The sequence below is a fragment of the Lacinutrix gracilariae genome, assembly GCF_042684485.1.
Taxonomy (GTDB): domain Bacteria; phylum Bacteroidota; class Bacteroidia; order Flavobacteriales; family Flavobacteriaceae; genus Oceanihabitans; species Oceanihabitans gracilariae.
Map to the genome: position 1 here is coordinate 665,857 of NZ_JBHULM010000007.1, position 23,126 is coordinate 688,982.

Below are 23,126 nucleotides of genomic sequence, written 5' to 3' on the forward strand. Positions count from 1 at the left end.
TAGCTATTAAAAATAAAAATGCTAAAAATGGATAATTCGCATAAACTGCAATTAAGTAAAGAAGAAATGAGAGAATATGGATATCAGGTAATTGATTCCATTGTAGAACATTTTGATACAGAAAACACAAAAAAACCAGTTGCCTTAGCTTCTAGAGAAGAAATGGATTTGCTTTTTAAAACCGAAGCACCTGAAGAAGCTACAAACTACAAAGAAGTATTAGATTTTGTTACCGAAAAAGTACTACCTAATAGTAATATAGTAACACACCCAAAATCGTATTCTTTTGTTCCTGGACCTAGTAATTATGTTAGCGTAATGGCAGATACACTAGCTACAGGATTTAATGTTTTTTCTGGTGGTTGGGCTGCTTCTCCTGCCGCTGCAGAACTAGAAATTGTTACCATGAACTGGTTATTAAAACTATTTAAATTCCCAACAAAAAAAGGTGGTGGAATTTTCACTAGTGGAGGCTCTATGGCCAACCTAACAGCTTTAGTAACTGCACGTAGACAACGTTGTGGCGACGATTTTTCTAAAGCCATTATTTACCTGTCAGACCAAGCGCACTCCTCTAATATAAAGGCTATTCGCGTTTTAGGTTTTAAGAAAGAACAAGTACGTATAATACCTACAGACATTGAATTTAAAATGGCAATTAATAAACTTAAAAATGCCATTGCTAAAGATAGATTAGAAGGTTTAAAGCCTTTTTGTATTATAGCATCTGCAGGAACCACAAATACAGGTACTGTAGATCCTTTAAATGAAATTGCTAAAATTTGCAAAACCGAAAAACTTTGGTTTCATATTGATGGTGCTTATGGTGGAGCAGCCATTTTATCTAAAAAAGGAAACCAATTATTAAAGGGAATTGAAAAAGCAGATTCTGTAGCTATAGATCCGCATAAATGGTTATTTCAGCCTTATGAAATGGGTTGTTTACTAGTTAGAAATCACAAATGGCTAAGTGAAACTTTTACCGAAAAACCAGAGTATTTAAGAGATATTGAAGGCAATCAATCGGAAATTAATTTTTACGATCATGGTATACAACTTACAAGACGTTTTAGAGCGTTAAAGTTTTATATGTCGATGAAAACCTTCGGACTTACCGCATTTAAAAAAGCGGTTTCCTATTCTATTGATTTAGCAGAAGAAATAGAAGAACATTTACGTAAAAGTGCGAATTGGGAAGTAGTATCTCCTGCTACACTTGCAGTAATTAATTTTAGATACAATCCCATAGGAAAAAATTATTCCGAAAAACAACTGGATGCTATTAATCAAGAGATTTCTAAAAAAATAGTAGACTCTAGAGAAGCATTATTGGTAACTACCATTTTACAAAAACAAGTAGTTTTAAGAATGTGCTTAATTAACCCAAGAACTACCATTGTAGATATTAAAGACACCTTAAAAACCTGTGAATCTTTTGCTAAAGAAATTGTATAAGCTGTTAAATGTTGTGAACTGATATTTATCATATTTATTTTCTAGGCTTTAAACTATCTTACATCAAGAATTTAAAACCAAAAAACTATGAAAAAAAGAACACCCGTTTCAGCTATTATGACCAAAGATGTGATTACTCTTAATCATTCTGACAATTTAGAAATAGCCGAAAAGTTATTCAAAAAAAATAATATTCGTCATATTCCTGTAGTAAATGGTGAGAAAATAATTGGTATACTAAGTTATACCGATTTATTACGAATTAGTTTTGCAGACGCTATAGATGAAGACGAAAAAGAAGTAGACACGGTTGTATATAACATGTTTACTATAGAACAAGTAATGGCAAAAAATATAATTCATGTTAGTTCTGATACAACTATAAAAGAAGTTGCAGAAATACTAGCAAAAAAAGAATTTCATGCCTTACCAGTTGTAGATAATAATGCTTTAGTTGGTATTGTTACCACTACAGATTTAATAAATTACTTGATTGAACAATTTTAAAATTAAAAGGCAATAAAATTGCTAAAAACTAATTTATAGTACTAATTAAAACACCGTTGAAAGTATATTTACACCTAAAAATGTATAGTTTTTCAACTGTGTTTTTTATGTTTATATTATTTTATATTTTAATTAAGACAAACTTGTCCTAATTAAAATAATATCCTATCTTTGTAAAAGAAATAAAAAAAAATATGTTTTCAAAAGCTTGTGAGTATGGTATAAGAGCCTCCATTTTTATTGCAAAAAATTCGCGTGAAGGCAGACGTGTTTCTCCTAAAGAAATTTCTGAAGAAATAAATTCACCACAAGCATTTACTGCAAAAATTTTACAAGCTCTTGTTAGAAATGAAATAATAAATTCTGTGAAAGGAGCTTATGGTGGTTTTGAAATTAATAAAGATGAAATTGCTTCTATTAAGCTTTCACAAATAGTTGAAGCTATAGATGGTGATAAAATATATAGTGGTTGTGGTTTAGGTTTAGAGAGATGCAATGAAAACCATCCTTGTCCTCTGCACGATAAATTTAAGTTCATTAGAGATGATTTAAAAAACATGCTAGAAAAAACAAACCTTGAAGAGCTTGCTTTAGATATTAAAACAGGAATGACATTTTTAAAGACTTAAAAAAATTTGAATATAAATAGGACAAAATTATCCGACATAAAACAGCCTTCACTTTCTTATTAAAGAAAAGAATAAAAGGCCATTACTTTTACCAATTTTAAAACAAACACATTATGGAAACATTACAAAAAAATACGCAGAAACAAATAGGTGAATATGTAGCAGACGATTTTAGAACTGCGGCAGTTTTTTCAAAATACAAAATAGATTTCTGTTGTAATGGAAACAGAACTATTGACGAAGCTTGCGAAAAAAAAAGAATCGATAGCAACACCTTAGTCGATGAATTAGAAACGGTTTTAAACTCGAAAACAGATCAATCTATAGATTATAAATCTTGGCCTTTAGATTTATTAGCAGAATATATTGAAAAAAAACACCATAGATATGTGGAAGAAAAAATCCCAGTATTGCGTCAGTTTTTAGATAAACTTTGTCGTGTACATGGTGCCAATCACCCAGAATTATTTAAAGTAAATGAACTATTTACTGCTTCTGCTGGCGAATTGACAGCGCATATGAAAAAAGAAGAACTCATACTCTTCCCTTTTGTAAAAAGAATGGTAAAAGCTAAAATAGACAACCAAGCTATACAATCTCCACAATTTGGAACCGTAGAAAACCCAATAGCTATGATGATGCATGAACACGATAATGAAGGGGAACGTTTTAGAGAAATTGCAAAACTAACTAACGATTATAATCCTCCTGTAGACGCTTGTAACACCTACAAAGTAACCTATGCAATGTTAGATGAGTTTGAAAAAGATCTACACCTACACATACATTTAGAAAATAATATTTTATTCCCAGAAGCCATAAAACTAGAGCAACAATTTGATTAATAGCACTTCATAATTTGCAACTTTAGTACTTAGAAAATCCTGGAACATTTTCCTTACTATGTTCTGGGATTTTTATTAAAACTTATATCTTTATTAAAGAGCTACTTTTTAATACAATGCAAAAAAAATTAATTCTTGTTTGCCTAATCAACTTCTTCATTGCAGCGTTAATGGGTTTGGCGCTTCGGTTTTCGGTAATGGAATCTATTGGTTTAAATTATCGTTTTTTAACACATGCACACTCGCATGTTGCCATGTTAGGTTGGGTTTACCTTATGCTATTTACCTTAATAGTACATTATTTCATTCCTGATAAAAAACCTATTTACAATCGTTTATTTTGGCTTACCGAATTTGCTGTAGTAGGTATGATGTTAAGCTTTCCTATTCAAGGTTATGCTGCAATTTCCATTTCCTTTTCTACCTTACATATATTTTGCAGTTATTACTTTGCCTATCTTATTTGGAAAAACCATCAAACCAAATCAGTAGTAACCAAAAAACTTTTAAAGGCTTCGCTCCTATTAATGGTTCTTTCTACACTTGGTGTTTGGTGCTTAGGACCTGCTGTTTCTATGCTCGGACAAGCCTCTGCTTTTTACCAAATAGCCATACAGTTCTTTTTACATTTTCAGTTTAATGGTTGGTTTCTAATTGCGGTTATCGCTGTGTTTTTCCATTTACTTAAGGTTAAAGATTCTAAATTATTTAAATCGTTCTTCAGACTTTTAATGGCCTCCACTATTCTAACATTTGCCTTGCCAATACAATGGTTTGCACCTCATCAAACACTACTTTTTATTAATACACTTGGTATCTTTTTACAACTTGTAAGCCTATATTTATTTTTAAAACTTATTAAACCTACGTTGTTAATCCATACAAGAGCACAATCTAAACTGGTACTTTACCTCTATTTTTTTAGCGTAGTATGTTTCATTTTAAAAACACTTTTTCAGGCATTAACAATTTTACCAGAATTTGCACTAGTCGTTTTTGAGCATCGCAATTTTGTTATTGGTTTTATTCATTTAATGATGCTTGGTATTATTAGCGGTTTCTTATTTTCGTTTCTATTAAACCCGAGTTTAGTACGATTTACAAAATCGTTATATATTGGAATTTTCATCTTTCTTTTGGGCTTCGTATTAACAGAAATGTTATTACTTATTCAAGGTTGTAAATTTTATTTTGAAACCGGAATGCTTACCAATTATTACCAATTATTGTTCCTATTTAGTATGTTATTACCTCTAGGAATTCTTTTTATTCTAATTAATATTATTAAAACAAAACTCCATGAAAACAAAACCACAAAAACGTCATAAAGCACTACAACCATTAAGTAGAGAGCATCATCATGGATTATTATTATCGTGGAAAATTAGATCTGGATTTAGCAAAAATGTATCACCAGAAAGAATAAGAACCTATGCCAATTGGTTTTTTAAAACCCATTTAATTCCGCATTTTGAAATGGAAGAAACGCATATTTTCACCATTTTAGAAGAAGATAACGAGCATGTTAAAAAAGCTTTAGCAGAACACAGACGTTTAAAGCGTTTGTTTACTGAAACCGAAGATGATTTTAAAACATTAAATAAAATTGAAGAAGAATTAGAACAACACATTCGGTTTGAAGAACGCATTTTGTTTCCTGAAATACAAAAAGTTGCCACTGAAAACCAAATGCTTCAAATAGAAAAAATACATCAACCAGAAGATTTTGAAGATAATCTGGAAGATGTATTTTGGAAATAAATAGGAATTTTTAATTTACTCTTTTTGAAACTTAGTTTTAAACAAACTAGGCTTAACCGTTATCATTAACCAAGCCCAATTATTTGTATTGTCCTTATTTCCAGACTTTAAAACTTCCATAGTTTCTGTGGCAAACATCTGTGAATATCCTGCCTGAAAACTAACATCTTTAGTCCATTTATAACCTAAAACCAAATCGATTTCGGTTCCTAGAACCGCATCCATTTCTTTTCCAGACGCATCCACAACCGTTGCAGCAGCAGAAAAAACATGAGGAATTAATTTTGCTGAAAACGTATCTTTTTTATAGGCTATTGTTGCATTAACATCTAATAATCCTACAGAATTTAAATGATTTCCAACATAAAAATAATCCATCAAACCATTAAATTTATGGTTAGTACCAAACCAAGGATTAAAAGATTTTATTTTGTTTTCTGTGCTATTGCTATCTGCTCCAGAAAGGTATTCTGCGCCTAAACCTGTTTTAAATGCATCATTAATGGTGTAAAACACATTTCCTGCAACGTTAAATGCATTCAAATTGGTGTTTGCAATTTTTCCGGTTTGATAATACATAGAAGCATCCGCTTGTAACTTATTTTTCTTGTAATTTATATGCGTACCAAAAGTTTGGTTATAAGCTACTTTTTGTTCGCCATCTGCATCATAGGTTAATCCGTTATTAAGTATTAAAAAACTTAATCCAACAGCATCCAAATTAGTATGGTACCAAGCGTATTGAAACGCTTTATAATTATCTACAGTATATTCTGTATCAAACAAGGTTTCTGCATCTTCATTAAAAGCTAATCCAATATCTAATTGGTTATTTTTATTTGGTTTATAGGTCGCAATAAATGCATCATGACTTCTTGCTTGTTGTGCCCAACCTACGTTTCCAAAGATTCTTTGGTCATCATATACAATTTCTTGTCGTCCAAACTTTAAAGACAATTTAGCATCTAAATGTAATTTTGCCCAAGCTTGGTGTATTGTTGTTCCGTTGGTATCTGAAGTAGATAAAGTGGAAACATCTCCCCAAACTCTAACATTTTGTACTGCCAAAAACATCTGTAGTTTTTCACTTTTATAACCAAAATTTAATCGCGTACGTTGCGATATAAATGTTGCTGCATTAGCATCATCTGCTATTAAGGTTTTGTAACCATTTCTATATTCAAAACGTGGTCTTAATTCTGTTGAAATCTCAAATTCTTGTGCGTAAGAAGTCATTACAACTCCTAAGCATAGGATTGCTAATATACTTTTCATGGTAATTGGTTTTTATTCTGTAAGTTCTAGAATGGTATCTACGGTATCTTTATTATCTACCCCTAAACCTTCTTGTTGGTGTATTAATTCGCCTTTGGTATTAAAGACGCTTATTATATTGGAGTGCGAAAAATCTATTGGTGAAATCTGCTTATATTTCATGGCAAGTACATTAGCAAATTCACGAACACCACTTTCGGTTCCTTGTAAAAAAGTCCATTGTTCATCATCCATAAGATTTTCAATGGCAAAAGCTTTTAAACGTTCTGGTGTATCGGTTTCAGGATCGATACTTATTAGTACAAAATTTAAATCTTTTAGGTTTTCTTTTGGGATTTTTGCTTCAATATTACGCATATCTGCTACTAATCGAGGACATGCAGCTTTACAAGAAGTATAAATCATGACCATTACTAAGGTTTTTCCTTTTAAATCTTTAAGCTGAATCTCCTCACCTTCTTCGGTATTCCATTTAGAAGTTAAATTGAAAATGGATGCTTCCGTAATTTCATTGTTTTCCAATACTTTGGAAGCTTTCTCTATAGGTTTTAAATCCATGTTACAAATAGAGCAACTACCAGCTTTGCTATAGGTTTTTGCGCCTTCACATTGCATAGGACATTGGTAAACTTCTAATGCTTCCGCATTATTTTTAGAAGTTTTAGAATTGCATGCCGTAAAAGCAACCACAATTACAAAAACGGATAGAAATATTTTTAAGTGTTTCATTTTTTATTCATTTTTTAATACCAAGTAAACTTCAAAATGATGAGTTAAATTCGTTTCTATTTCCTTTACATATCCATATAAAATAGAACCTTAACTAATGCTATGCTTATATTTTCTATCTCATCTAAAGAAAATACTATTCAAATTTACCATCAATAATTTTAAAATTCATTTGGTATATCTTTAACACATCTAAAGCCTAAATTTTTCATAGAATATTTGGCTTTTAAACTTCCGCGAATAGCATAACGCATAAAAGCGGCATAGTTCATTAAATCTGTGGCATTAACTGCTGCGCTTCCGCAGAACAAATTATTGTCTTTATCTACATCTTTACGCGATTCTCCAGAAATTAATACCGAATTAAAATCCAGCGTCCATTCCCAAACCAAACCATGTAAATCATGAACACCCCAAAAATTTTCTGGATGAAGTCCTATGGTATTTTCATTGGTTCTAGGTGCTTCATACCAAGCAAGAATTTCGGCATTATATTCGGGTTTAACCCTTGCATCTTTTGTGGTTTTATCTGCCATTGCAACATATTCCCATTCATCTACTGTTGGTAATCGTTTCCCTTGGCATTCGCAATAGTCTTTAGCAGCAAACCAAGACACATAAGTAACTGGACTGTTAGGTTTTTCAGAATCTTTAAGTTCTGTATCAGATTTCCAATTCGCTAAATAGCCTTTATCTGCAAATAAACTAATGACTTTAGATTTTTGCCACTTCGGATATTTTTTCACAAAATCTTCAAATTGTGAATTGGTTACAGGATACACATCCATTTCAAAATCTTTAACAGCAACTACTGTAGAATCTCTTCCGTATAACGGTAAATAACGACTCCCTTTTATAGTAACCATGCCTTCAGACTGTGCATAAAGCATCGTTTGAAACACTAACATAGCAAACAAGAGTCTAAAGGCTTGGCTTTTTATCATTTTAAATATTATTTACTTTTTTTAACTTTTTCTACCATTTCTTTAGTTACAACAGTTTTGTTATTTCCCCAACTGTTATAAACATAGGTTAAAACATTTGCTATTTCGTCTGTAGATAACATTTGTCTGGTCATTACACTGTTATATTTTTTACCATTAACTGTGATTTCTCCTGTTTTTCCGTGTAACACAATTCCGATAGCACGATTTACATCTGCATTTAAATAATCGGAATTTGCTAAAGGAGGAAACGCATTTGGAATACCTTGTCCTTCTGCTTGGTGACAAGCAAAACAGGTTTGCATATATGCATTTTTACCAAATTCCATTTGCTCTTCAAAAGATTTTGCTGGAATTTCTGATGCTACAAGTTCGTCTGTAGTAGGCATTTCTTGTATACCAGGACCTTCAGGTAAATAAATATCATCTCTAATTTCACCAGAATAAATTTTCTTATCCTCTTCACCTTCTACTTTAAGCATTCCTAAAGCACCTTTATTAAATGCTCTAAAAATAGAGTGATCTACTAAAATAAAAGTTCCTGGTACATCTACACGAAATTCTACCATTGCAGCACCACCAGCAGGAATCATAGTAGTTTGTACATTTTCATTAATTAAATCGCCACCTTCAACATGTACTCTGTCGAAAATCTCACCAATAACATGAAAAGAAGATACTAGACCTGGTCCTCCATTTCCAACAAATAATCTTACCGTTTCACCTACTTTTGCAGTAATTGCATTATCTCCTGTAAGTGCACCTACTTTACCGTTAAATACAACATAATCTGCTTTTTCATCTACAGCTTTTTGCATATCAAAAGGTTGTAAACCACGTTCTCCATTGGCTCCTTTAGTATAAAAGTCCCCTTGCATGATGTAGTATTCTTTATCTACTGGAGGTAAACCTCCTTCTGGTTCTACTAAAATTAGTCCATACATTCCGTTAGCAATATGCATTCCTACTGGAGCAGTTGCACAATGGTACACATATAAACCAGGATTTAAGGTTTTAAAAGAAAACACTTTTTCATGTCCAGGAGCTACAAAAGAAGATTCTGCTCCTCCTCCAGGACCTGTAACTGCATGCATGTCTATATTATGTGGCAGTTTGTTATCTGGATGGTTTTGCAAGTGAAATTCTACCTCATCACCTACTCTTGTTCTTATAAAGCTTCCTGGTACTGTTCCGCCAAAAGTCCAATACATATATTCTACTCCATCTGTCATTTCTCCTACTTTTTCAAGGATTTCCATTTTAACAATAAGTTTTTTGGCTTTACGTCTTCCTACTGGAGTTGGTACATGTGGTGGAGAAGTTAATTCTGCTATCATTTCTCGATTTACAGGAATATCTTCTGCATTTGCATATTCTGTTTCTTTTTTATTAAAGCAACTAAACATGGTTAGTGCTAGAATAAGTGACATTAATTTTAGTGTTGTTTTCATAATAGTTAGTTTTTATTTCTTTGACAAAATTAAAATAAAGAAAAAATTTAAAACATGACAAATATCACAAATAGGACATTTTTATCTTATTTGATTTTAATTGTAAAATTTATATTTATATAACTAACTGATTTATATCATATAATGATACGTGTATTTTTTATAACTTTAAAATTAAATTATTAATACCATGAAAAATATTCTACTCCTAACAGATTTTTCTGATAATGCTAAAAATGCAATACATTATGCTTTGCATTTATTTAAAAATGAAGCATGCCTATTTCACTTAATGCATGTACATAAAATAGGAAGTTTCACTTCAGACGATTTAATGCAAGCGCCTAAAGAAAGTGTGTATGATTCTATTACTAAAGAACCTAAAGAAGCATTAAATAAGTTAAAAGAAGAATTGCTTACTACCTTTACTAACGCAAAATATACCTTTGAAACACATATTGATTTTGATGTATTTATAGACGCTATTAAACAAGCAATAAGCAAGAATAAAATAGATTATTTAGTAATGGGTACCAATGGTGCTTCTGGTACTAAAGAAGTTATTTTAGGCAGTAATACAGTACATGTAATTAGAAAGATAAACTGTAAAACACTAATTATTCCCGAAAACCAAACATTTACACCTATTAAAGAATTATTATTACCTCTAGATCCTGAAGATGCTTTAGATGGAAAACAATTTATGGATTTAATAGATTTTATAGAAACTTTTAAAATACATCTGCATGCTTTAAGAATTAATCCTAATAACGAAAAAACAGATATTGAAAGTGATGATATAGAAAACCTAGCGCTTTTTAATTGTAAATACCATGTAGTAAATAATGTACCTATGGATTTTGCTCTATCTAGCTATATGCAAACAAACACTATTGACTTCTTGTCTTTATTTGTTAAAAATGAAGGCTTTTTAGACCATTTCTTTTCTAAAGCTAACACAAAGGTTAATATTTCTAAAATAACAAAGCCTATACTAATATTACATCCTTAAACGCTTTTGGTTTATTATAAAGGTAATAGCTATAGTTTAAAATGCACAAAATAGTCTTTAATTAAATCTTCTAATCTAGTTAAAACAGCTTCTGCTTCTGTATTATTTTCAGCTTCTTTTAATGTAGAAATTTCATCTAACATTGGTACTAAAACCACATGCAATTGATCATGTGGTTCTCCAACCATATTACAGTTTTTAATGATATAACTTGTTTGCTTGGCAAGTTTTTTTCCTAGCGCATTATAATCTTTATTATTACCTGCTTTAAATGCCTTAATAATAGTATTCATTTTTTCAACACCTCCTTGTGTTTCTGGGTTTACAAGCCATTTATTACCTTGATTTAATTTTAGTTGTAAGGTGTCTAATAAACTAATTTCTTTGGTTTCACTAGTGTTTAATTTAACTTTTTTAGAATCATTACATGCAACAATTGCTAGTGCAAACATTAATAGAAGTAGATATTTTATTTTCATATTAAAAGTCTTTTTTATTTGATTTAAATAGTATTCTTAAAACAGGTAAAATTACCCAAACAGTTAACATTACAAACGAAACAATTAACCCAAAACTAGTACCAAAAAACTGCTTAAAAACAGCACCTGTATACCCTAATAATGCCGAAATATCTAACTTTAATAAGATTAAAGTTCTAGATAAATCTATAGGATTTAACATAGTACCCAATAAGGATAATTTATCTAATGGATAATCTTCAAAAAGAATTAATGTCATTAAAAACAAGCCATCATAAATTACAGCTAAAAATAGCCAAAGTAAAATAGCATAGCCAAAACCTTTGATTTTATTTTCGTTTGAAAGTGCTATATTAAAAGCTAATGCGGTAAAAATTAAAGTTAAAAAGGTTCCTGTAACAAGTAATAAGGAGAAATCCCAAATGGCACTACTTTCAAACAAACCATAAAATACAAACGGAATCCCTAAACCTAGAATTAAACTCATAGAAAGTGATAATGCCACTCCTAAATATTGTCCTAAAAATATAGACGAACGTTTTACGGGTTGCGCTAAAAGTAACTCTGTAAATTCTTGGGAATTATAATAATACATAACACCAAAAATGGTTCCTATTAAAGGTACAAGAACAATAATAACATTCATTAAAGTAATGACTGCTTTAGATAAATCATTATTTAAAAATAGCAGTACAATACCTAGTAATAAATAGAAAATAAAATACACGTAACTCCAACGACTACGCATTAAATCGAAAAAACTATATTTTAATATTTTAAGCATGATTATCTGTTAATATAGACGCAATTGCATGTTCGAAATCGGGTTGATTGGTCTTAGTTTTTAATTCTGAAATAGGTCCTTTAAAGTAAATTTTTCCTTCTAGTATAAATACAATTTCATCTGAAATTTCTTCCACAAAACTCATGATATGCGAAGTAATAAGTATTGTTTTTCCTTTGGCTTTTTCTGCTTTAATTAAACCTTTTAATCTAATTAATGAAATAGGATCTAAACCAGTTGTAGGTTCATCTAAAATAACTAATGGACTATTAAACATAAAAGTTAAAACAAGATTTACTTTTTGTTTTGTTCCTCCAGAAAGGTTTCCTAATTTCTTATCTAAAAAAGGTTCTAATCGAAACAAGGCTATTAAACGTTGGTCTTCGTCTGTAGGTTTGCGTAAATCCTTAATCATTTTTATTAATTCCCTCACCTTTAAATTACTCGGAAAATTAGCTATTTGCGGTAAATAATCAATTTTATGTCTGTACTCAGAATTTTTATTAATGTTTTCACCAAGTACTGTAATTTCTCCTTTATTAGGAATTACCATACCTAAAACGGCTTTAATTAAAGTGGTTTTACCAGAACCATTTGGACCAAGTATAGCAAAAATTCCGCCTTCACTGATGTTTAAATCTACACCACTTAGCACTTGATTTTTACCAAATTTTTTATGTAAATTTTTAATGTTTACCATGTTATCCTTTTAATTAATGGGTTGTTGTCTAATAAATTATCTGGTGTAAAAACAGGAGATACTTTTTCAGAAAAATCAATAATGTCTATAAACATACTACGGAGTAAAATAATAGTTTCTGGTGTACGATTTACTATATACGAAAACAATTTTACAGGTCTGTAAGGCACATCACCTATACCATTTTTATCCAAGTCATAACCAGTATAATTACTCCAGTAGTTTTTATCAAATTCATTATCATTTACCTTACTATTATAAGCTATATCGAAGGAATTATATAGGAAATTATTTTCGGTAAATACATTAGTATAACAAGCGCCTTTAACTTTAATTGCCCAACCATTATTTACAAAATTGTTATGTTTATAATTAATGCGGTTAGACCCTTCAACGTTGATACCAATAGTATTGTCTTCAAAAGAATTACCAATAATTTCTGCATCATTAATTTCTTTAAGTAACAGTCCGTATGAAGCTGTTCCCCAATTTTCTTTAAAAATGTTGTTATACATCTTTATACGTTTAGAAAACATTACAGCCACTCCTGCTCCATTATTTTCAAAGGTATTATCCTCATAAACATCGTCATTAGAAAACATAAAATGTAAGCCATAACGAACATTTAAAGCACTCACATTATTTTTAATGGTACAAAAATTAGAGAACTCTAAATAAATACCATCACGAACGTGTTGCACAAAATTATGTTCAATATGAATATTTTTACTGTACCACAATTGAATACCGTTTCCAGAATTATATTCTTCTACAGCTTCACCAATTATTTTGTTATGATATACTTTTCCGTCACTAGATTTTTCAATATAAATTCCAAAGAAAAGCTTTTCTAATACTAGATTCTGAATTAAAAAATTTTTACTATTCCTTACTCGAATAGCAGCATAATCTTCGGTATAACTATTGCCAACATTAATAATAAACAAGCCATCAACTGTAACATGGTCTGATATTATAGTAATTATTTCCCCTTTTAATTCGCCATCTATAACCGGATAATTTTCTCCAATAATTATCAAAGGTTTGTTTACAATAACATTATGCTCTTTATAAGTGCCTTTTTTAACTACAATGGTATCAAAATCTTTTGCTTGAGCAATACCCTCTTTTAATGTAGTAATAGCACATGCTTTACAAACCACAATAGTTTGTGCAACAGTAGAATTAGCTATTAAAATGAGTGCTATAAAAACGAATAGGTGCTTCATTTATCTAGTCTTTAAATTTTGCGGTCAACGTTTGCCAAGTATATAGATCGCCTCCTTTTTCTTTTTGACTTTTTACAGCATCAGACTTGTTTTTAAAAGCAGAAAGAAATGCTCCCATAGGACTAGGTATATTTTTACTAATTAAAAACGTTGCCTTGGTAGCGTCTATTAAAACTTCTGGTTCGGTGTAGTTATTGGTTAAGTATAGCGCTATTTCAGTAGTATCAAAATCTTGCATAAAATGAAGCATACATTCTGAAGCATCAAATTTATATACTTTACCTTTTTTAGTAACAATTTGAGCAGCATGTACCTTATCAACAATAGTCATTTTACAAAACTGACAACCATCACTTCCATAATTTATAGGTTCTGGTGATACATTACAGCTGAAAAAGAACAGAAATACTGCAAAATAGAGATAGTGTTTTAGTGTTTGCATGATTTTAGTGTTTTTAATTTATGGCATTACTTATTGTGTTGCTTTTTTAAGACTTGCTTTTTTACCTAACCAAAATGCAACAAGTGTTAAAAACATTCCAACAAACATGAGATAACCTCCTGTATGTGGTAGTGAAGTTACATCAAAATTTAATAACTTTTTAAAACCAATTAGTGGTGGTTTATAAGACATTGGTGAACCATCAGGATTGGTTACTTTTATTATAGCGTGAGGATCTAAATCACTACCATAATCTATTAACCAATTATTAAAATCATACATTCCCATTACACCTAATAAAGACATAAATACAAACCATCCTAAAAAAGCTTTATAACTTACTTTTTCAAAATACCCTAACAAACCAATGATAACACCTAAAATTACCATTGCGATAATTACCTTAGGAAAAACGGAAAACTCCCACATATCTTCTGGTTTAGGTATTACTTTCATTCCTATATAGTGGTTTAATCCGTCAATATTTTGTAAATCAAATTCAGAAACACCTTTAATTCCTTGAATGTAAATATTCATTCCTAATGGATCTGGATATTGAGGAGCACCAAGCATGATATTCCAAAGAGGAAATTTAAAAAGTCCTAACAATAATAAAGAACCTATTACCATTATAATTCCAGCCTTTTTCATAATATATATTATCTAATTAACCATTTATTTATATAGTGATTTAAAAAGAAAAGCGAGAGCGACAAAATCAACTCTCGCTTTATATTAGGAAAATAAACACTAAAACAAAATTCTCCTAAAATTCACTTCTTATTCTCCTAAAGACCAAGACAATTCTATATTAGAATTTGCTGGAGATACACGAACGTAACCTTGCATTTCTTGGTGTAAAGCAGAACAGAAATCTGTACAATAAAAAGGCCACACACCAACTCTTTCTGGTTCCCAAGTTAAGGTTCTTGTTTGTCCTGGTGCAATTAGTAATTCTGCATTTCTAGCTCCAATCATAGCAAAACCATGTGGTACATCAAAATCTTGTTCTAAGTTAGTGATATGAAAAAACACCTTATCTCCAACTTTAACACCTTCAATATTGTCTGGTGAAAAGTGACTACGTATCATTGTCATATACACATGTACATTTTTACCATCTCTAACTACTTTAGTATCGTCATCACTTAATGCTTTTCTAGGATGCTCATTTTCTGATAGCTTAAATATTTTTTGAGAGTTATTTTTAACAATTTCTGCTGGAATTGCTGCTGCATAATGCGGTTCACCATGTGTAGGGAAGTCTAAAAGCAGTTCCATTTTATCTCCAGAAATATCATATAATTGTGCTGAGTGTTCCATTTCTGGACCTGTTGGTAAATAACGATCTTTGGTAATTTTGTTCATTGCAAACATATATTTACCAAATGGTTTTGCTGAGTTTCCTCCAGGAATAGTTAAGTGACCTACAGAGTAATATGTTGGTTTTCTATCTATAACTTCCCAAGTTCCTAACTTCCATTTTACAACTTCCGAAGAAATAAAGAAGGTAGTATAAGCATTTCCTTTACCATCAAACTCTGTATGCAAAGGTCCTAATCCTGGTTGTTCAACCGAACCTGCTAAAACATCTTCAAAATTTAATACAGGAATACCATAAGCATCTCCAGCAAATTTTTTGTTTTCAATAGCATCTAACATTTTTGTAAAAGAGTGTACTGTTAAGTTAGCTGAAAGTTTACCATTACCAACAATGTACTCTCCAGAAGGATCTACATCACATCCATGAGGTGATTTTGGTGTTGGGATTAAATATACAGCTCCAGGAACATCTGTTGGGTTAACCACACGTACTTCTTTTTTCATGGTAGAAGTTGCTATATGACTATCATCATTATACACATTATGTGCATAATTGGCAGGCATCATTGTACCTCCACCATTGTTTACATACTCTTCAATTTTTTTCCAGTTTATTGCTGCAATAAAATCTTTATCGTTTTGTGAAGCATTAACCTCTAAAAGAGAGTTAGCTTCTTCGGTATTATATGTTGTAAAGAAGAACCATCCATGAGATTTTCCACGTCCAGGATGCGATAAATCATAGTTAAATCCTGGCATTAACACTTGAAATTTAATATCCATATGGCCATGTTCTGGATCTACAGAAATAAAAGACAAAGCACCTTTAAAGTTTCCTTTATACTCTTTAATTGCGATATCTTTTTGAGGAATTGGCACAGAAAAACGTGTTCCTGCAACCACATACTCCGTATTTTCTGTTATAAAAGAAGAACTGTGGTTACCAGCACTATTTGGAACTTCGATAATTTCTTCTGTTTCAAAAGTGGTTAAACTAATTCTTGCTATACGAGGTGTATTATTTCCGTTTATAAAAACCCAACGACCATCTAATTCTCCATTTGTTTGAGAAATATCTGGATGGTGCGAATCATCCCAAGGCACAAAGCCATAAGAGGTTTCTAACATTGGTTTGGTTTCTTCAGAATACCCATAACCATTTGTTGGAAATTGAGAGAATACAGGAATTTCTTTAAACATTCTTCCTGATGGTAAGCCGTAAACCGTAAGGTTACCACTATATCCTCCGGAAATAAATGCGTAATGTGAATCATGTTCTCCAGGTGCTACGTACACTTTTTCTGCATTATTGCTAGATAAAGCGCCATTTTTATTAGACTTGCTAGAATTATTACAACTTGTAAAAGCAGCAAGAATTGTTACTATTGCAATAGCTGATGTTATTATTCTTTTCATTTTAATGTGTTTTTGATTAGTGTGTTTTTATTCCGTTGGTGGCAATAAAACTTTATCTATTACATGCACTATACCATTACCTGCAGGTATACTTGCTAAAATTTTTGCGCCTCCAATTAATGGCTCTCCATCTACCACTGTAACTGGCACATAGGCATTATTGGCTTGTCCTAGTTTTTTAAATTTCTTTAAAAAGTCTTTTGAGTAGTTACCAGGAGTAACATGATATTTTAAAATATTAGCCAATGCTTGTTTATTTTCTGGTTTCAACAAGTTTTCTAAAGTTCCTTCTGGCAGTGCAGCAAAGGCTTCATTAGTTGGTGCAAATACCATTAATGGTCCTGCATTTACTAAAACATTTTCTAATTGTGCAGCTTGAACAGCTGCGACCAAAGTAGTATGATCTTTAGAACCTATTGCTATTTGCAATACATTTGGTGTAGAGCCATCATCTTCAATAAAAGCTTGTCCTGTTCTTGATGAAGATTCTGTTGCTTCGGGAGAAACAGTAGTATCTGTAGCTTCTTTATTTTCCGTTTTACAAGAAAGCATTAGTGTTAAACATGCAAATCCGAAAAAAATGGTTTTTAAAGTTTTCATTGGTTAATATTTAAAAGTTAGTATTCTAGAATACTATAGCGTTCTAAAATATTCTAAAACTGCTCTAGCATCTTCTTTTGATAAGTTTTGATTTGCCATAGGAGAACCATTAAATTCCATTAATAATTCTTTTGCCAATGGATCTTCTTTTACCATTTGCTCTGGATTTAAAATCATATTCATAATCCATTCTGGAGAACGACGTTCTAATATACCTACTGGTGCAGGACCAATAAATTTTTTGTCTGCTCTATGGCAAGCAGTACACATTTTTTTGTACACTTCTGCTCCGTGTGTAGCCATTTTTTGGTCTACTTCTGCATCTAAAGTTACAGATGAAATTGGCCCAATACCTTTATTGGCTAAATCAATTTTTTTTGAAGCTGGAACTTTTTCTGCTTTAGGTGTTGTTGTTTTTTCTGTTGTTGTTTTCTTTTGATAAGAAAAACCTTCTTTTTTCTTTTCTTCTTTGCCTCCACAACTTACTAGAAGTGTTACAAATAATACCATCAATAATTTTAGTGTTGTTTTCATCTGTTATATTTAAATATTTGTTTTAATATCTCAAATTTAGCTATAAAGCTTCTCAAAAAACATGATATTTATCATATTTAGGACAAAATAGTCTTAATTAAAATTTATAACTAAAAAAGCTGGACTAGGTCCAGCTTTTTCCATTTTTAAAATTAACTAACTATCAAAAATAAAGAAATATTATATCTTAAATGTCATCACTGGCAAAGTAGAATGGTTTGCTATATCTTCTGAAACACTACCTTCAAAAAAGTGAGCTAATCCTGTTCTACCATGTGTTGCCACAGCAACTAAATCTGCACCAACAATATTAGAATAATTTAAAATACCTTTTTCAATACTATAATCACTTATATAAGCAACGTTTTTCATTTTATCAATATTTCCATCTGCAGCTTTTAAAAACTCTGCAACTCTTTTTTCCATTTCTGCAGAACTTCTAAAACGGTTATCTGGAAGATTTACATACACTAAATGCATTTTTGCCTCTAAGCCTTCAAACATTTTAGTAGCATTTAAATATGGTTTTATAGCTTCTTCAGAAAAATCACAAGCAAAAACAACATTTTCAAAATCGGTTAATATTGGGTTTTCTTTTATTACTAAAACAGGAATACTAGAGTGTCTTACTACTTTTTCTGTATTAGAACCTATTAATGCTTCTTTAAAACCACTTGCTCCTTGAGAACCCATGATAATAATATCTGCATCGTGTTCTTTAGCTACCTCATTCACTTCGCTAAACACTTTAAAGTGTTTAACTATTGGTGTTACTTTAATATCTTTTAAATAGTCTTTATCTAAAAACTCTGTAAACTTTTTTTCTGCTAATTTTATATAGAAAACGGATTCTGCTTGTTGCGCGTTATCTGTACTAGATATTATAGCGTTAGAAAGTTCTAGCATGTGTAGCGCTAATATTTCTGCATCGTATTTTTTTGCAAATACAGCAGCAGTTTCTAATGCATATTCTGAATGTTCAGAGAAATCTATTGGTACAATAATTTTTTTCATGGTTATTTGGTTTTTAAATGGTCATTGAAAATAGTTGTGCTTCTGGTTTATTACGCTGTAAAAGCAAATCAAAAGCCATACAAATATTTCTTACAAAGGGTTTTCCTTTATCTTTTATTATTATTTTATTAGACAAGATTTCAACTAAGTCATCTTGTTCCATTTCTTTTAGTTTTATTAAAACATCTGGTATTTGTTCAAAATAATCTTCTGGTTGTTGCCAAGATGTTTCTAATTGACACATCAAATTTAAAATATGTTTTCTAATAATTAAATCTTCTGTGTTTAAAATATGTCCTCTATATACAGGTATTATTCCTTCATTTATTAAATGGTAATATTCTTCTAATCCTTTTACATTTTGAGCAAAACCATACCAACTATCACTAATAGAAGAAACACCAAGCCCAATCATTGCTTTGGTTTTAGAGGCTGTATAACCCATAAAATTTCTATGTAGTTTTTTATTGGTTGTTGCTTGATATAATGTATCTGTTTGCAATGCAAAATGATCCATACCAATTTCTACATAACCTGCTTCATACAGCATTTTTTTACCAAGTTCATATTGGTTTCTTTTGCTTTCTGCGGTTGGTAAATCACTATCTTTATAACCTCGTTGCCCATTTCCTTTAATCCAAGGTACATGTGCATAACTATAAAAAGCAATTCTATCTGGCTTTAATAGTTTGGTCTTGTTAATGGTTTCTGTTACGTGTGCTTCGGTTTGAAAAGGCAGACCAAAAATAATATCGTGACTTATAGAGGTATACCCAATTTCACGAGCCATTTCTGTTACACGTTTTACGTTTTCAAAAGGTTGTATTCTATGTATTGCTTTCTGTACAGTTTCATTATAATCTTGTACACCAAAGCTTACGCGTTTAAATCCTAAATTAAAAAGGGTTTGTAAATGTGCTGTAGTGGTATTGTTAGGATGTCCTTCAAAACTAAACTCGTAATTTTCTGCAAGAGTAGCTTTATTTAAAATACCCTTAATTAGTCGTGTTAAATTTTCAGGAGTAAAAAAAGTAGGCGTTCCTCCTCCTAAATGTAACTCTTTAATATTGGGTTTGTTTTCTAATAGATTACAGTATAAATCCCATTCTTTTAAAACGGCTGTAATATAAGGAGACTCTACTTCATGTCTTTTAGTAATACGTTTATTACAACCACAAAAGGTACACAAGCTTTCGCAAAAAGGCAGATGAATATACAGACTAACACCCTCTGTTTCATTACTTTCTTGAAATGCTTGTAGTAAAGATGATTTCCATTTTTTTAATGAAAATGTATCGTTATTCCAATACGGAACTGTAGGATAACTCGTATAACGAGGTCCTGCTACATTATATTTATTTACTAGTGAATTTGCCATACCTAAAAAATTCTATTGCAAAATTACACTGCTATTCATTAAAAAAATATGACATATATCATAAATAGAAAAATACTACAATTAAGAATGTAACTTGTTCTTGCTTGTACGCTTTTATCTGCTTAACTTTACTGAAACTTTTTAAAACAAAATCATGAAAATAACTAAATTTTTTACACTATTAGTAGTTACTTCACTACTGTTTACTTCATGTAAAGAAGAAAAAAAAGAAACAGAAACACCAATTACAGAAAGTGCAACTCCTGCTGAGACCTTTATAGTTAAGCCTGAAGCTACTTCTGTAACATGGACTGCATACAAAACAACAGACAAAGTTGGTGTTGGAGGAGAATTTACAACCCTTAATTTTGAAAACAAAAAAGGAGCTACTCCTGAAGAAGCTTTAAACGGTTTAAAATTTTCAATTCCTGTAAGTAGTTTATTTACTAAAGATGATACTAGAGATGCTAAATTAAAAACCTCTTTCTTTGGTGCTATGTTAGACACAGAGTTAATAAGTGGTACTATTAATTACACAAATAACAATTATGTGGCTTCTATTACCATGAACGGAACTACTAACAATTTACCTTTAGAAGTTAGTATTACAGAAGAAAGACGTGTTACTATGAAAGGGAAAATGAATCTGAAAGATTGGAATGCTTTAGATGCTTTAGCTAGCTTAAACAAAGTATGTTTTGATCTTCATAAAGGAGCTGATGGTGTTAGCAAAACATGGGAAGATGTTGATATTGTAGTTAGCACTTATTTACGTGACAAGTAAACCCTAAAATTATATTTCTTTATAATTTATAGAATAACAAAAGCCATCTTAATTAAGATGGCTTTTGTGTTTTTTAAGCGAATTTAAACTTGAAAAACGGAATTTATTTAAAGGCTAAAAAGTCACAGCGTTCTTTTTACGTCACTACGTTATATTAGCTATTTAAGAAAGCGCTATGTTTAGACCTAGAATAATAAAAGCAATTCCACTACATTTATTAATCCAAATCCCTGCCTTTGGGTTATTTTTAATCTTTTCAGAAAAAACACTTGCAAAAATACTAAGGCTCATGTACCAAATAACACCTATTAAGGCAAATGTAACACCTAATAAAATAAAAGGAATTGGGTTTTCTATTTGACTAGGATTAATAAACTGCGGAAAAAAAGCTAAAAAGAATAATGCAACTTTAGGATTTAAAGAATTGGTAAAAAACCCTGTCCAAAAATCATTTTTTGTATTTGTAGTTTTCTTAATTGTTGTCTCTTCCGTTAAAAAATTACTCTTTTTAATAAGTTTAAAAACACCTAAATAAATTAAGTAAGCAGCACCTACAAACTGAATTATTGTAAATACTAACGCAGATTTAGCAATTAAAACAGACAAACCCAAAGCTGCAAAAAAAGTATGCGTGAGCACACCTGTATTAATACCTAAGGTAGCATAAATACCAGATTTTTTTCCTTGACTTATAGATTTATTTAATATAAACAAAGTATCTATTCCTGGTGTCATCACAAAAAACAAAGCCGTTACTAAAAACGTAATAAAATTTTGAATTCCCATAGTCTGTATTTTTTATCTTCTATATAAAACAACAGGACAAAGAAATAGTTTTGACTCCTTTAATAAAATACATATTTTAGCCTAACTAATGCATAAAACGCATTAATCATGACTACACAACAAATAAAATACTTTTTAACGCTTGCTAAGGAGCTACACTTCTGGAAAACAGCAGAGAAACTATTTATTGCACAATCCTCATTAACTAGAAACATTCAATCTCTAGAAGATGAAATTGGCATACAACTTTTTGAAAGAGATAAAAGAAATGTAAAACTTACAGATGCAGGAGTCTTTTTAAAAGAAAATTGGACCAACATTATAGAAGAGCTAGACCATATACAAGAGCAAGCAAAAAAAATTGACCAAGGAACTTCTGGTTTTGTTTCTATATCATATCCTGGTTCTATTGCATTTAGCTTTTTACCTAAGTTTTTAAGCGCTATAAACACGAATCTTCCCGATTTAAAATTAGAACTAACAGAGCCTACAGATGACAATCATGAAAAACTACTACTAGACTATAAAACAGACATTGCTTTTAATAGAGATGAAATAAAAAATGCAAACATAGAATCTTTAAAGCTTTCTTCTGAACCTATTTGCTTGGTAGTACCTAATAACCATTGGTTAAATAATGAATCTATAGAAAACTTGAGCGAGTTAAAAAATGAAAAGTTTATTATTTCTGGATTACACCAAAACACTTTTTTTGCATCGCTTTTAAGAAATCTATTTAACAAACATCACTTAGAACCTAAAACAGTCATTGAATCTGATTTTGGTGGTATGATTTTAAATCTTGTATCTAAAGAACTAGGTATTTCTATACTTCCGAGTTCTTTTAAATTTGCCAAAACTCAAAATGTAAAGTTTATTGAATTAGAAGAAGAAATAAGCCTATACATTAACTGGCGAAAAAAAGAACCTAACAAAACCATAAAACACGTAATAGAATATGTCAAGCAAATTGAAATCACTTACAACAACGCATAAGCGTAAAAAAAGAAAACGCTAGTTTATTGCTAAACGTAACGTTTTCTTACCTA

The 23,126-nt window shown here is 30.7% G+C and carries 25 protein-coding genes; 9 read left to right on the top strand and 16 right to left on the bottom strand.

Annotated features, from left to right (window positions below):
- Positions 1-27 precede the first annotated feature (27 nt).
- From ACFSSB_RS05925 to ACFSSB_RS05950, 6 genes are all read left to right on the top strand, one after another.
- The gene (locus tag ACFSSB_RS05925) at positions 28-1,455 is read left to right on the top strand and encodes a pyridoxal phosphate-dependent decarboxylase family protein (protein ID WP_379902013.1); all 1,428 of its coding nucleotides are present in this window, start codon (positions 28-30) and stop codon (positions 1,453-1,455) included.
- Between the two features lie 87 nt (positions 1,456-1,542).
- Positions 1,543-1,962, top strand: a complete 420-nt coding sequence (locus ACFSSB_RS05930; protein WP_379902015.1) for a CBS domain-containing protein — start codon at positions 1,543-1,545, stop codon at positions 1,960-1,962.
- Positions 1,963-2,156: 194 nt separating this feature from the next.
- Entirely contained in the window at positions 2,157-2,591 is a 435-nt protein-coding gene (locus ACFSSB_RS05935; protein ID WP_379902017.1) for an RrF2 family transcriptional regulator, read from the top strand.
- A gap of 113 nt (positions 2,592-2,704) precedes the next feature.
- Positions 2,705-3,436, top strand: a complete 732-nt coding sequence (gene ric / locus ACFSSB_RS05940) for an iron-sulfur cluster repair di-iron protein (protein ID WP_379902019.1) — start codon at positions 2,705-2,707, stop codon at positions 3,434-3,436.
- Positions 3,437-3,552: 116 nt separating this feature from the next.
- Complete coding sequence (locus ACFSSB_RS05945; RefSeq protein WP_379902021.1) at positions 3,553-4,764, top strand: hypothetical protein; 1,212 nt, start codon at positions 3,553-3,555, stop codon at positions 4,762-4,764.
- Positions 4,736-5,197, top strand: coding sequence for a hemerythrin domain-containing protein (locus ACFSSB_RS05950; protein WP_379902023.1), 462 nt, complete (start codon positions 4,736-4,738; stop codon positions 5,195-5,197). The genes ACFSSB_RS05945 and ACFSSB_RS05950 overlap by 29 nt, the downstream gene beginning before the upstream one ends.
- 15 nt (positions 5,198-5,212) lie before the next feature.
- Here the strand turns inward: ACFSSB_RS05950 and ACFSSB_RS05955 are convergent, their stop codons facing one another.
- The 4 genes from ACFSSB_RS05955 to nirK all read right to left on the bottom strand — a co-directional run bounded on the left by ACFSSB_RS05955 (position 5,213) and on the right by nirK (position 9,596).
- Complete coding sequence (locus ACFSSB_RS05955) at positions 5,213-6,472, bottom strand: alginate export family protein (RefSeq protein WP_379902025.1); 1,260 nt, start codon at positions 6,470-6,472, stop codon at positions 5,213-5,215.
- Positions 6,473-6,484: 12 nt separating this feature from the next.
- The gene (locus tag ACFSSB_RS05960) at positions 6,485-7,201 is read right to left on the bottom strand and encodes an SCO family protein (protein ID WP_379902027.1); all 717 of its coding nucleotides are present in this window, start codon (positions 7,199-7,201) and stop codon (positions 6,485-6,487) included.
- Between the two features lie 161 nt (positions 7,202-7,362).
- Positions 7,363-8,142 carry a formylglycine-generating enzyme family protein gene (locus ACFSSB_RS05965; protein WP_379902149.1) on the bottom strand — a complete coding sequence of 260 codons (780 nt, stop codon included), beginning with the start codon at positions 8,140-8,142 and terminating at the stop codon, positions 7,363-7,365.
- A gap of 11 nt (positions 8,143-8,153) precedes the next feature.
- On the bottom strand, positions 8,154-9,596 hold the full coding sequence (nirK, locus tag ACFSSB_RS05970; protein WP_379902029.1) for a copper-containing nitrite reductase: 1,443 nt from the start codon (positions 9,594-9,596) through the stop codon (positions 8,154-8,156).
- Between the two features lie 190 nt (positions 9,597-9,786).
- On the opposite strand from nirK, the gene ACFSSB_RS05975 reads away from it, so the two are divergent.
- Complete coding sequence (locus ACFSSB_RS05975; RefSeq protein WP_379902031.1) at positions 9,787-10,608, top strand: universal stress protein; 822 nt, start codon at positions 9,787-9,789, stop codon at positions 10,606-10,608.
- 29 nt (positions 10,609-10,637) lie between these two features.
- On the opposite strand, the gene ACFSSB_RS05980 is transcribed toward ACFSSB_RS05975, so the two are convergent.
- The 11 genes from ACFSSB_RS05980 to hemN form a co-directional block, all read right to left on the bottom strand.
- The gene (locus ACFSSB_RS05980; RefSeq protein ID WP_379902033.1) at positions 10,638-11,087 is read right to left on the bottom strand and encodes a hypothetical protein; all 450 of its coding nucleotides are present in this window, start codon (positions 11,085-11,087) and stop codon (positions 10,638-10,640) included.
- Between the two features lies 1 nt (position 11,088).
- Positions 11,089-11,871, bottom strand: coding sequence for an ABC transporter permease (locus ACFSSB_RS05985; protein WP_379902035.1), 783 nt, complete (start codon positions 11,869-11,871; stop codon positions 11,089-11,091).
- Positions 11,864-12,571, bottom strand: a complete 708-nt coding sequence (locus ACFSSB_RS05990) for an ABC transporter ATP-binding protein (RefSeq protein WP_379902037.1) — start codon at positions 12,569-12,571, stop codon at positions 11,864-11,866. Before ACFSSB_RS05990 ends, ACFSSB_RS05985 begins: the two co-directional genes overlap by 8 nt.
- The gene (locus ACFSSB_RS05995) at positions 12,565-13,800 is read right to left on the bottom strand and encodes a nitrous oxide reductase family maturation protein NosD (protein ID WP_379902039.1); all 1,236 of its coding nucleotides are present in this window, start codon (positions 13,798-13,800) and stop codon (positions 12,565-12,567) included. The genes ACFSSB_RS05990 and ACFSSB_RS05995 overlap by 7 nt, the downstream gene beginning before the upstream one ends.
- A gap of 4 nt (positions 13,801-13,804) precedes the next feature.
- The gene (locus tag ACFSSB_RS06000) at positions 13,805-14,242 is read right to left on the bottom strand and encodes a nitrous oxide reductase accessory protein NosL (protein WP_379902041.1); all 438 of its coding nucleotides are present in this window, start codon (positions 14,240-14,242) and stop codon (positions 13,805-13,807) included.
- Positions 14,243-14,272: 30 nt separating this feature from the next.
- A complete protein-coding gene (locus ACFSSB_RS06005; protein ID WP_379902043.1) occupies positions 14,273-14,893 on the bottom strand; it encodes a hypothetical protein in 621 nt (206 codons plus the stop codon).
- Positions 14,894-15,022: 129 nt separating this feature from the next.
- Positions 15,023-16,981 carry a Sec-dependent nitrous-oxide reductase gene (nosZ, locus tag ACFSSB_RS06010; RefSeq protein WP_379902045.1) on the bottom strand — a complete coding sequence of 653 codons (1,959 nt, stop codon included), beginning with the start codon at positions 16,979-16,981 and terminating at the stop codon, positions 15,023-15,025.
- Between the two features lie 27 nt (positions 16,982-17,008).
- Positions 17,009-17,581: a fasciclin domain-containing protein gene (locus ACFSSB_RS06015; RefSeq protein WP_379902047.1), complete on the bottom strand. Its 573-nt coding sequence runs from the start codon at positions 17,579-17,581 to the stop codon at positions 17,009-17,011.
- Positions 17,582-17,614: 33 nt separating this feature from the next.
- Positions 17,615-18,115: a c-type cytochrome gene (locus ACFSSB_RS06020; RefSeq protein WP_379902049.1), complete on the bottom strand. Its 501-nt coding sequence runs from the start codon at positions 18,113-18,115 to the stop codon at positions 17,615-17,617.
- A 180-nt stretch (positions 18,116-18,295) separates the two neighbouring features.
- Positions 18,296-19,129: a universal stress protein gene (locus tag ACFSSB_RS06025; protein ID WP_379902051.1), complete on the bottom strand. Its 834-nt coding sequence runs from the start codon at positions 19,127-19,129 to the stop codon at positions 18,296-18,298.
- A 13-nt stretch (positions 19,130-19,142) separates the two neighbouring features.
- On the bottom strand, positions 19,143-20,507 hold the full coding sequence (gene hemN / locus ACFSSB_RS06030) for an oxygen-independent coproporphyrinogen III oxidase (RefSeq protein ID WP_379902053.1): 1,365 nt from the start codon (positions 20,505-20,507) through the stop codon (positions 19,143-19,145).
- 154 nt (positions 20,508-20,661) lie between these two features.
- Between hemN and ACFSSB_RS06035 the strand changes: the two genes are divergently transcribed.
- Positions 20,662-21,291: a YceI family protein gene (locus ACFSSB_RS06035; RefSeq protein ID WP_379902055.1), complete on the top strand. Its 630-nt coding sequence runs from the start codon at positions 20,662-20,664 to the stop codon at positions 21,289-21,291.
- Positions 21,292-21,453: 162 nt separating this feature from the next.
- On the opposite strand, the gene ACFSSB_RS06040 is transcribed toward ACFSSB_RS06035, so the two are convergent.
- The gene (locus tag ACFSSB_RS06040) at positions 21,454-22,077 is read right to left on the bottom strand and encodes a LysE family translocator (RefSeq protein WP_379902057.1); all 624 of its coding nucleotides are present in this window, start codon (positions 22,075-22,077) and stop codon (positions 21,454-21,456) included.
- A 108-nt stretch (positions 22,078-22,185) separates the two neighbouring features.
- Here ACFSSB_RS06040 and ACFSSB_RS06045 point away from each other — a divergent pair, with 108 nt between their 5' ends.
- Complete coding sequence (locus ACFSSB_RS06045; protein ID WP_379902059.1) at positions 22,186-23,073, top strand: LysR substrate-binding domain-containing protein; 888 nt, start codon at positions 22,186-22,188, stop codon at positions 23,071-23,073.
- The last annotated feature ends 53 nt before the right edge of the window (positions 23,074-23,126 follow it).

What these genes read in the sequence shown, in the direction of transcription:
- ACFSSB_RS05930 (WP_379902015.1), top strand. Translation starts at nt 1,543, where the DNA reads ATGAAAAAAAGAACACCCGTTTCAGCTATTATGACCAAAGATGTGATT.
- ACFSSB_RS06015 (WP_379902047.1), bottom strand. Translation starts at nt 17,581, where the DNA reads ATGAAAACTTTAAAAACCATTTTTTTCGGATTTGCATGTTTAACACTA.
- ACFSSB_RS05945 (WP_379902021.1), top strand. Translation starts at nt 3,553, where the DNA reads ATGCAAAAAAAATTAATTCTTGTTTGCCTAATCAACTTCTTCATTGCA.
- ACFSSB_RS06040 (WP_379902057.1), bottom strand. Translation starts at nt 22,077, where the DNA reads ATGGGAATTCAAAATTTTATTACGTTTTTAGTAACGGCTTTGTTTTTT.
- ACFSSB_RS05995 (WP_379902039.1), bottom strand. Translation starts at nt 13,800, where the DNA reads ATGAAGCACCTATTCGTTTTTATAGCACTCATTTTAATAGCTAATTCT.
- ACFSSB_RS06025 (WP_379902051.1), bottom strand. Translation starts at nt 19,129, where the DNA reads ATGAAAAAAATTATTGTACCAATAGATTTCTCTGAACATTCAGAATAT.
- ACFSSB_RS05935 (WP_379902017.1), top strand. Translation starts at nt 2,157, where the DNA reads ATGTTTTCAAAAGCTTGTGAGTATGGTATAAGAGCCTCCATTTTTATT.
- hemN (WP_379902053.1), bottom strand. Translation starts at nt 20,507, where the DNA reads ATGGCAAATTCACTAGTAAATAAATATAATGTAGCAGGACCTCGTTAT.
- nirK (WP_379902029.1), bottom strand. Translation starts at nt 9,596, where the DNA reads ATGAAAACAACACTAAAATTAATGTCACTTATTCTAGCACTAACCATG.
- ric (WP_379902019.1), top strand. Translation starts at nt 2,705, where the DNA reads ATGGAAACATTACAAAAAAATACGCAGAAACAAATAGGTGAATATGTA.
- ACFSSB_RS05985 (WP_379902035.1), bottom strand. Translation starts at nt 11,871, where the DNA reads ATGCTTAAAATATTAAAATATAGTTTTTTCGATTTAATGCGTAGTCGT.
- ACFSSB_RS06000 (WP_379902041.1), bottom strand. Translation starts at nt 14,242, where the DNA reads ATGCAAACACTAAAACACTATCTCTATTTTGCAGTATTTCTGTTCTTT.
- ACFSSB_RS05950 (WP_379902023.1), top strand. Translation starts at nt 4,736, where the DNA reads ATGAAAACAAAACCACAAAAACGTCATAAAGCACTACAACCATTAAGT.
- ACFSSB_RS05980 (WP_379902033.1), bottom strand. Translation starts at nt 11,087, where the DNA reads ATGAAAATAAAATATCTACTTCTATTAATGTTTGCACTAGCAATTGTT.
- ACFSSB_RS05925 (WP_379902013.1), top strand. Translation starts at nt 28, where the DNA reads ATGGATAATTCGCATAAACTGCAATTAAGTAAAGAAGAAATGAGAGAA.
- ACFSSB_RS06005 (WP_379902043.1), bottom strand. Translation starts at nt 14,893, where the DNA reads ATGAAAAAGGCTGGAATTATAATGGTAATAGGTTCTTTATTATTGTTA.
- ACFSSB_RS05955 (WP_379902025.1), bottom strand. Translation starts at nt 6,472, where the DNA reads ATGAAAAGTATATTAGCAATCCTATGCTTAGGAGTTGTAATGACTTCT.
- ACFSSB_RS06035 (WP_379902055.1), top strand. Translation starts at nt 20,662, where the DNA reads ATGAAAATAACTAAATTTTTTACACTATTAGTAGTTACTTCACTACTG.
- ACFSSB_RS06045 (WP_379902059.1), top strand. Translation starts at nt 22,186, where the DNA reads ATGACTACACAACAAATAAAATACTTTTTAACGCTTGCTAAGGAGCTA.
- nosZ (WP_379902045.1), bottom strand. Translation starts at nt 16,981, where the DNA reads ATGAAAAGAATAATAACATCAGCTATTGCAATAGTAACAATTCTTGCT.
- ACFSSB_RS05990 (WP_379902037.1), bottom strand. Translation starts at nt 12,571, where the DNA reads ATGGTAAACATTAAAAATTTACATAAAAAATTTGGTAAAAATCAAGTG.
- ACFSSB_RS05960 (WP_379902027.1), bottom strand. Translation starts at nt 7,201, where the DNA reads ATGAAACACTTAAAAATATTTCTATCCGTTTTTGTAATTGTGGTTGCT.
- ACFSSB_RS05975 (WP_379902031.1), top strand. Translation starts at nt 9,787, where the DNA reads ATGAAAAATATTCTACTCCTAACAGATTTTTCTGATAATGCTAAAAAT.
- ACFSSB_RS06020 (WP_379902049.1), bottom strand. Translation starts at nt 18,115, where the DNA reads ATGAAAACAACACTAAAATTATTGATGGTATTATTTGTAACACTTCTA.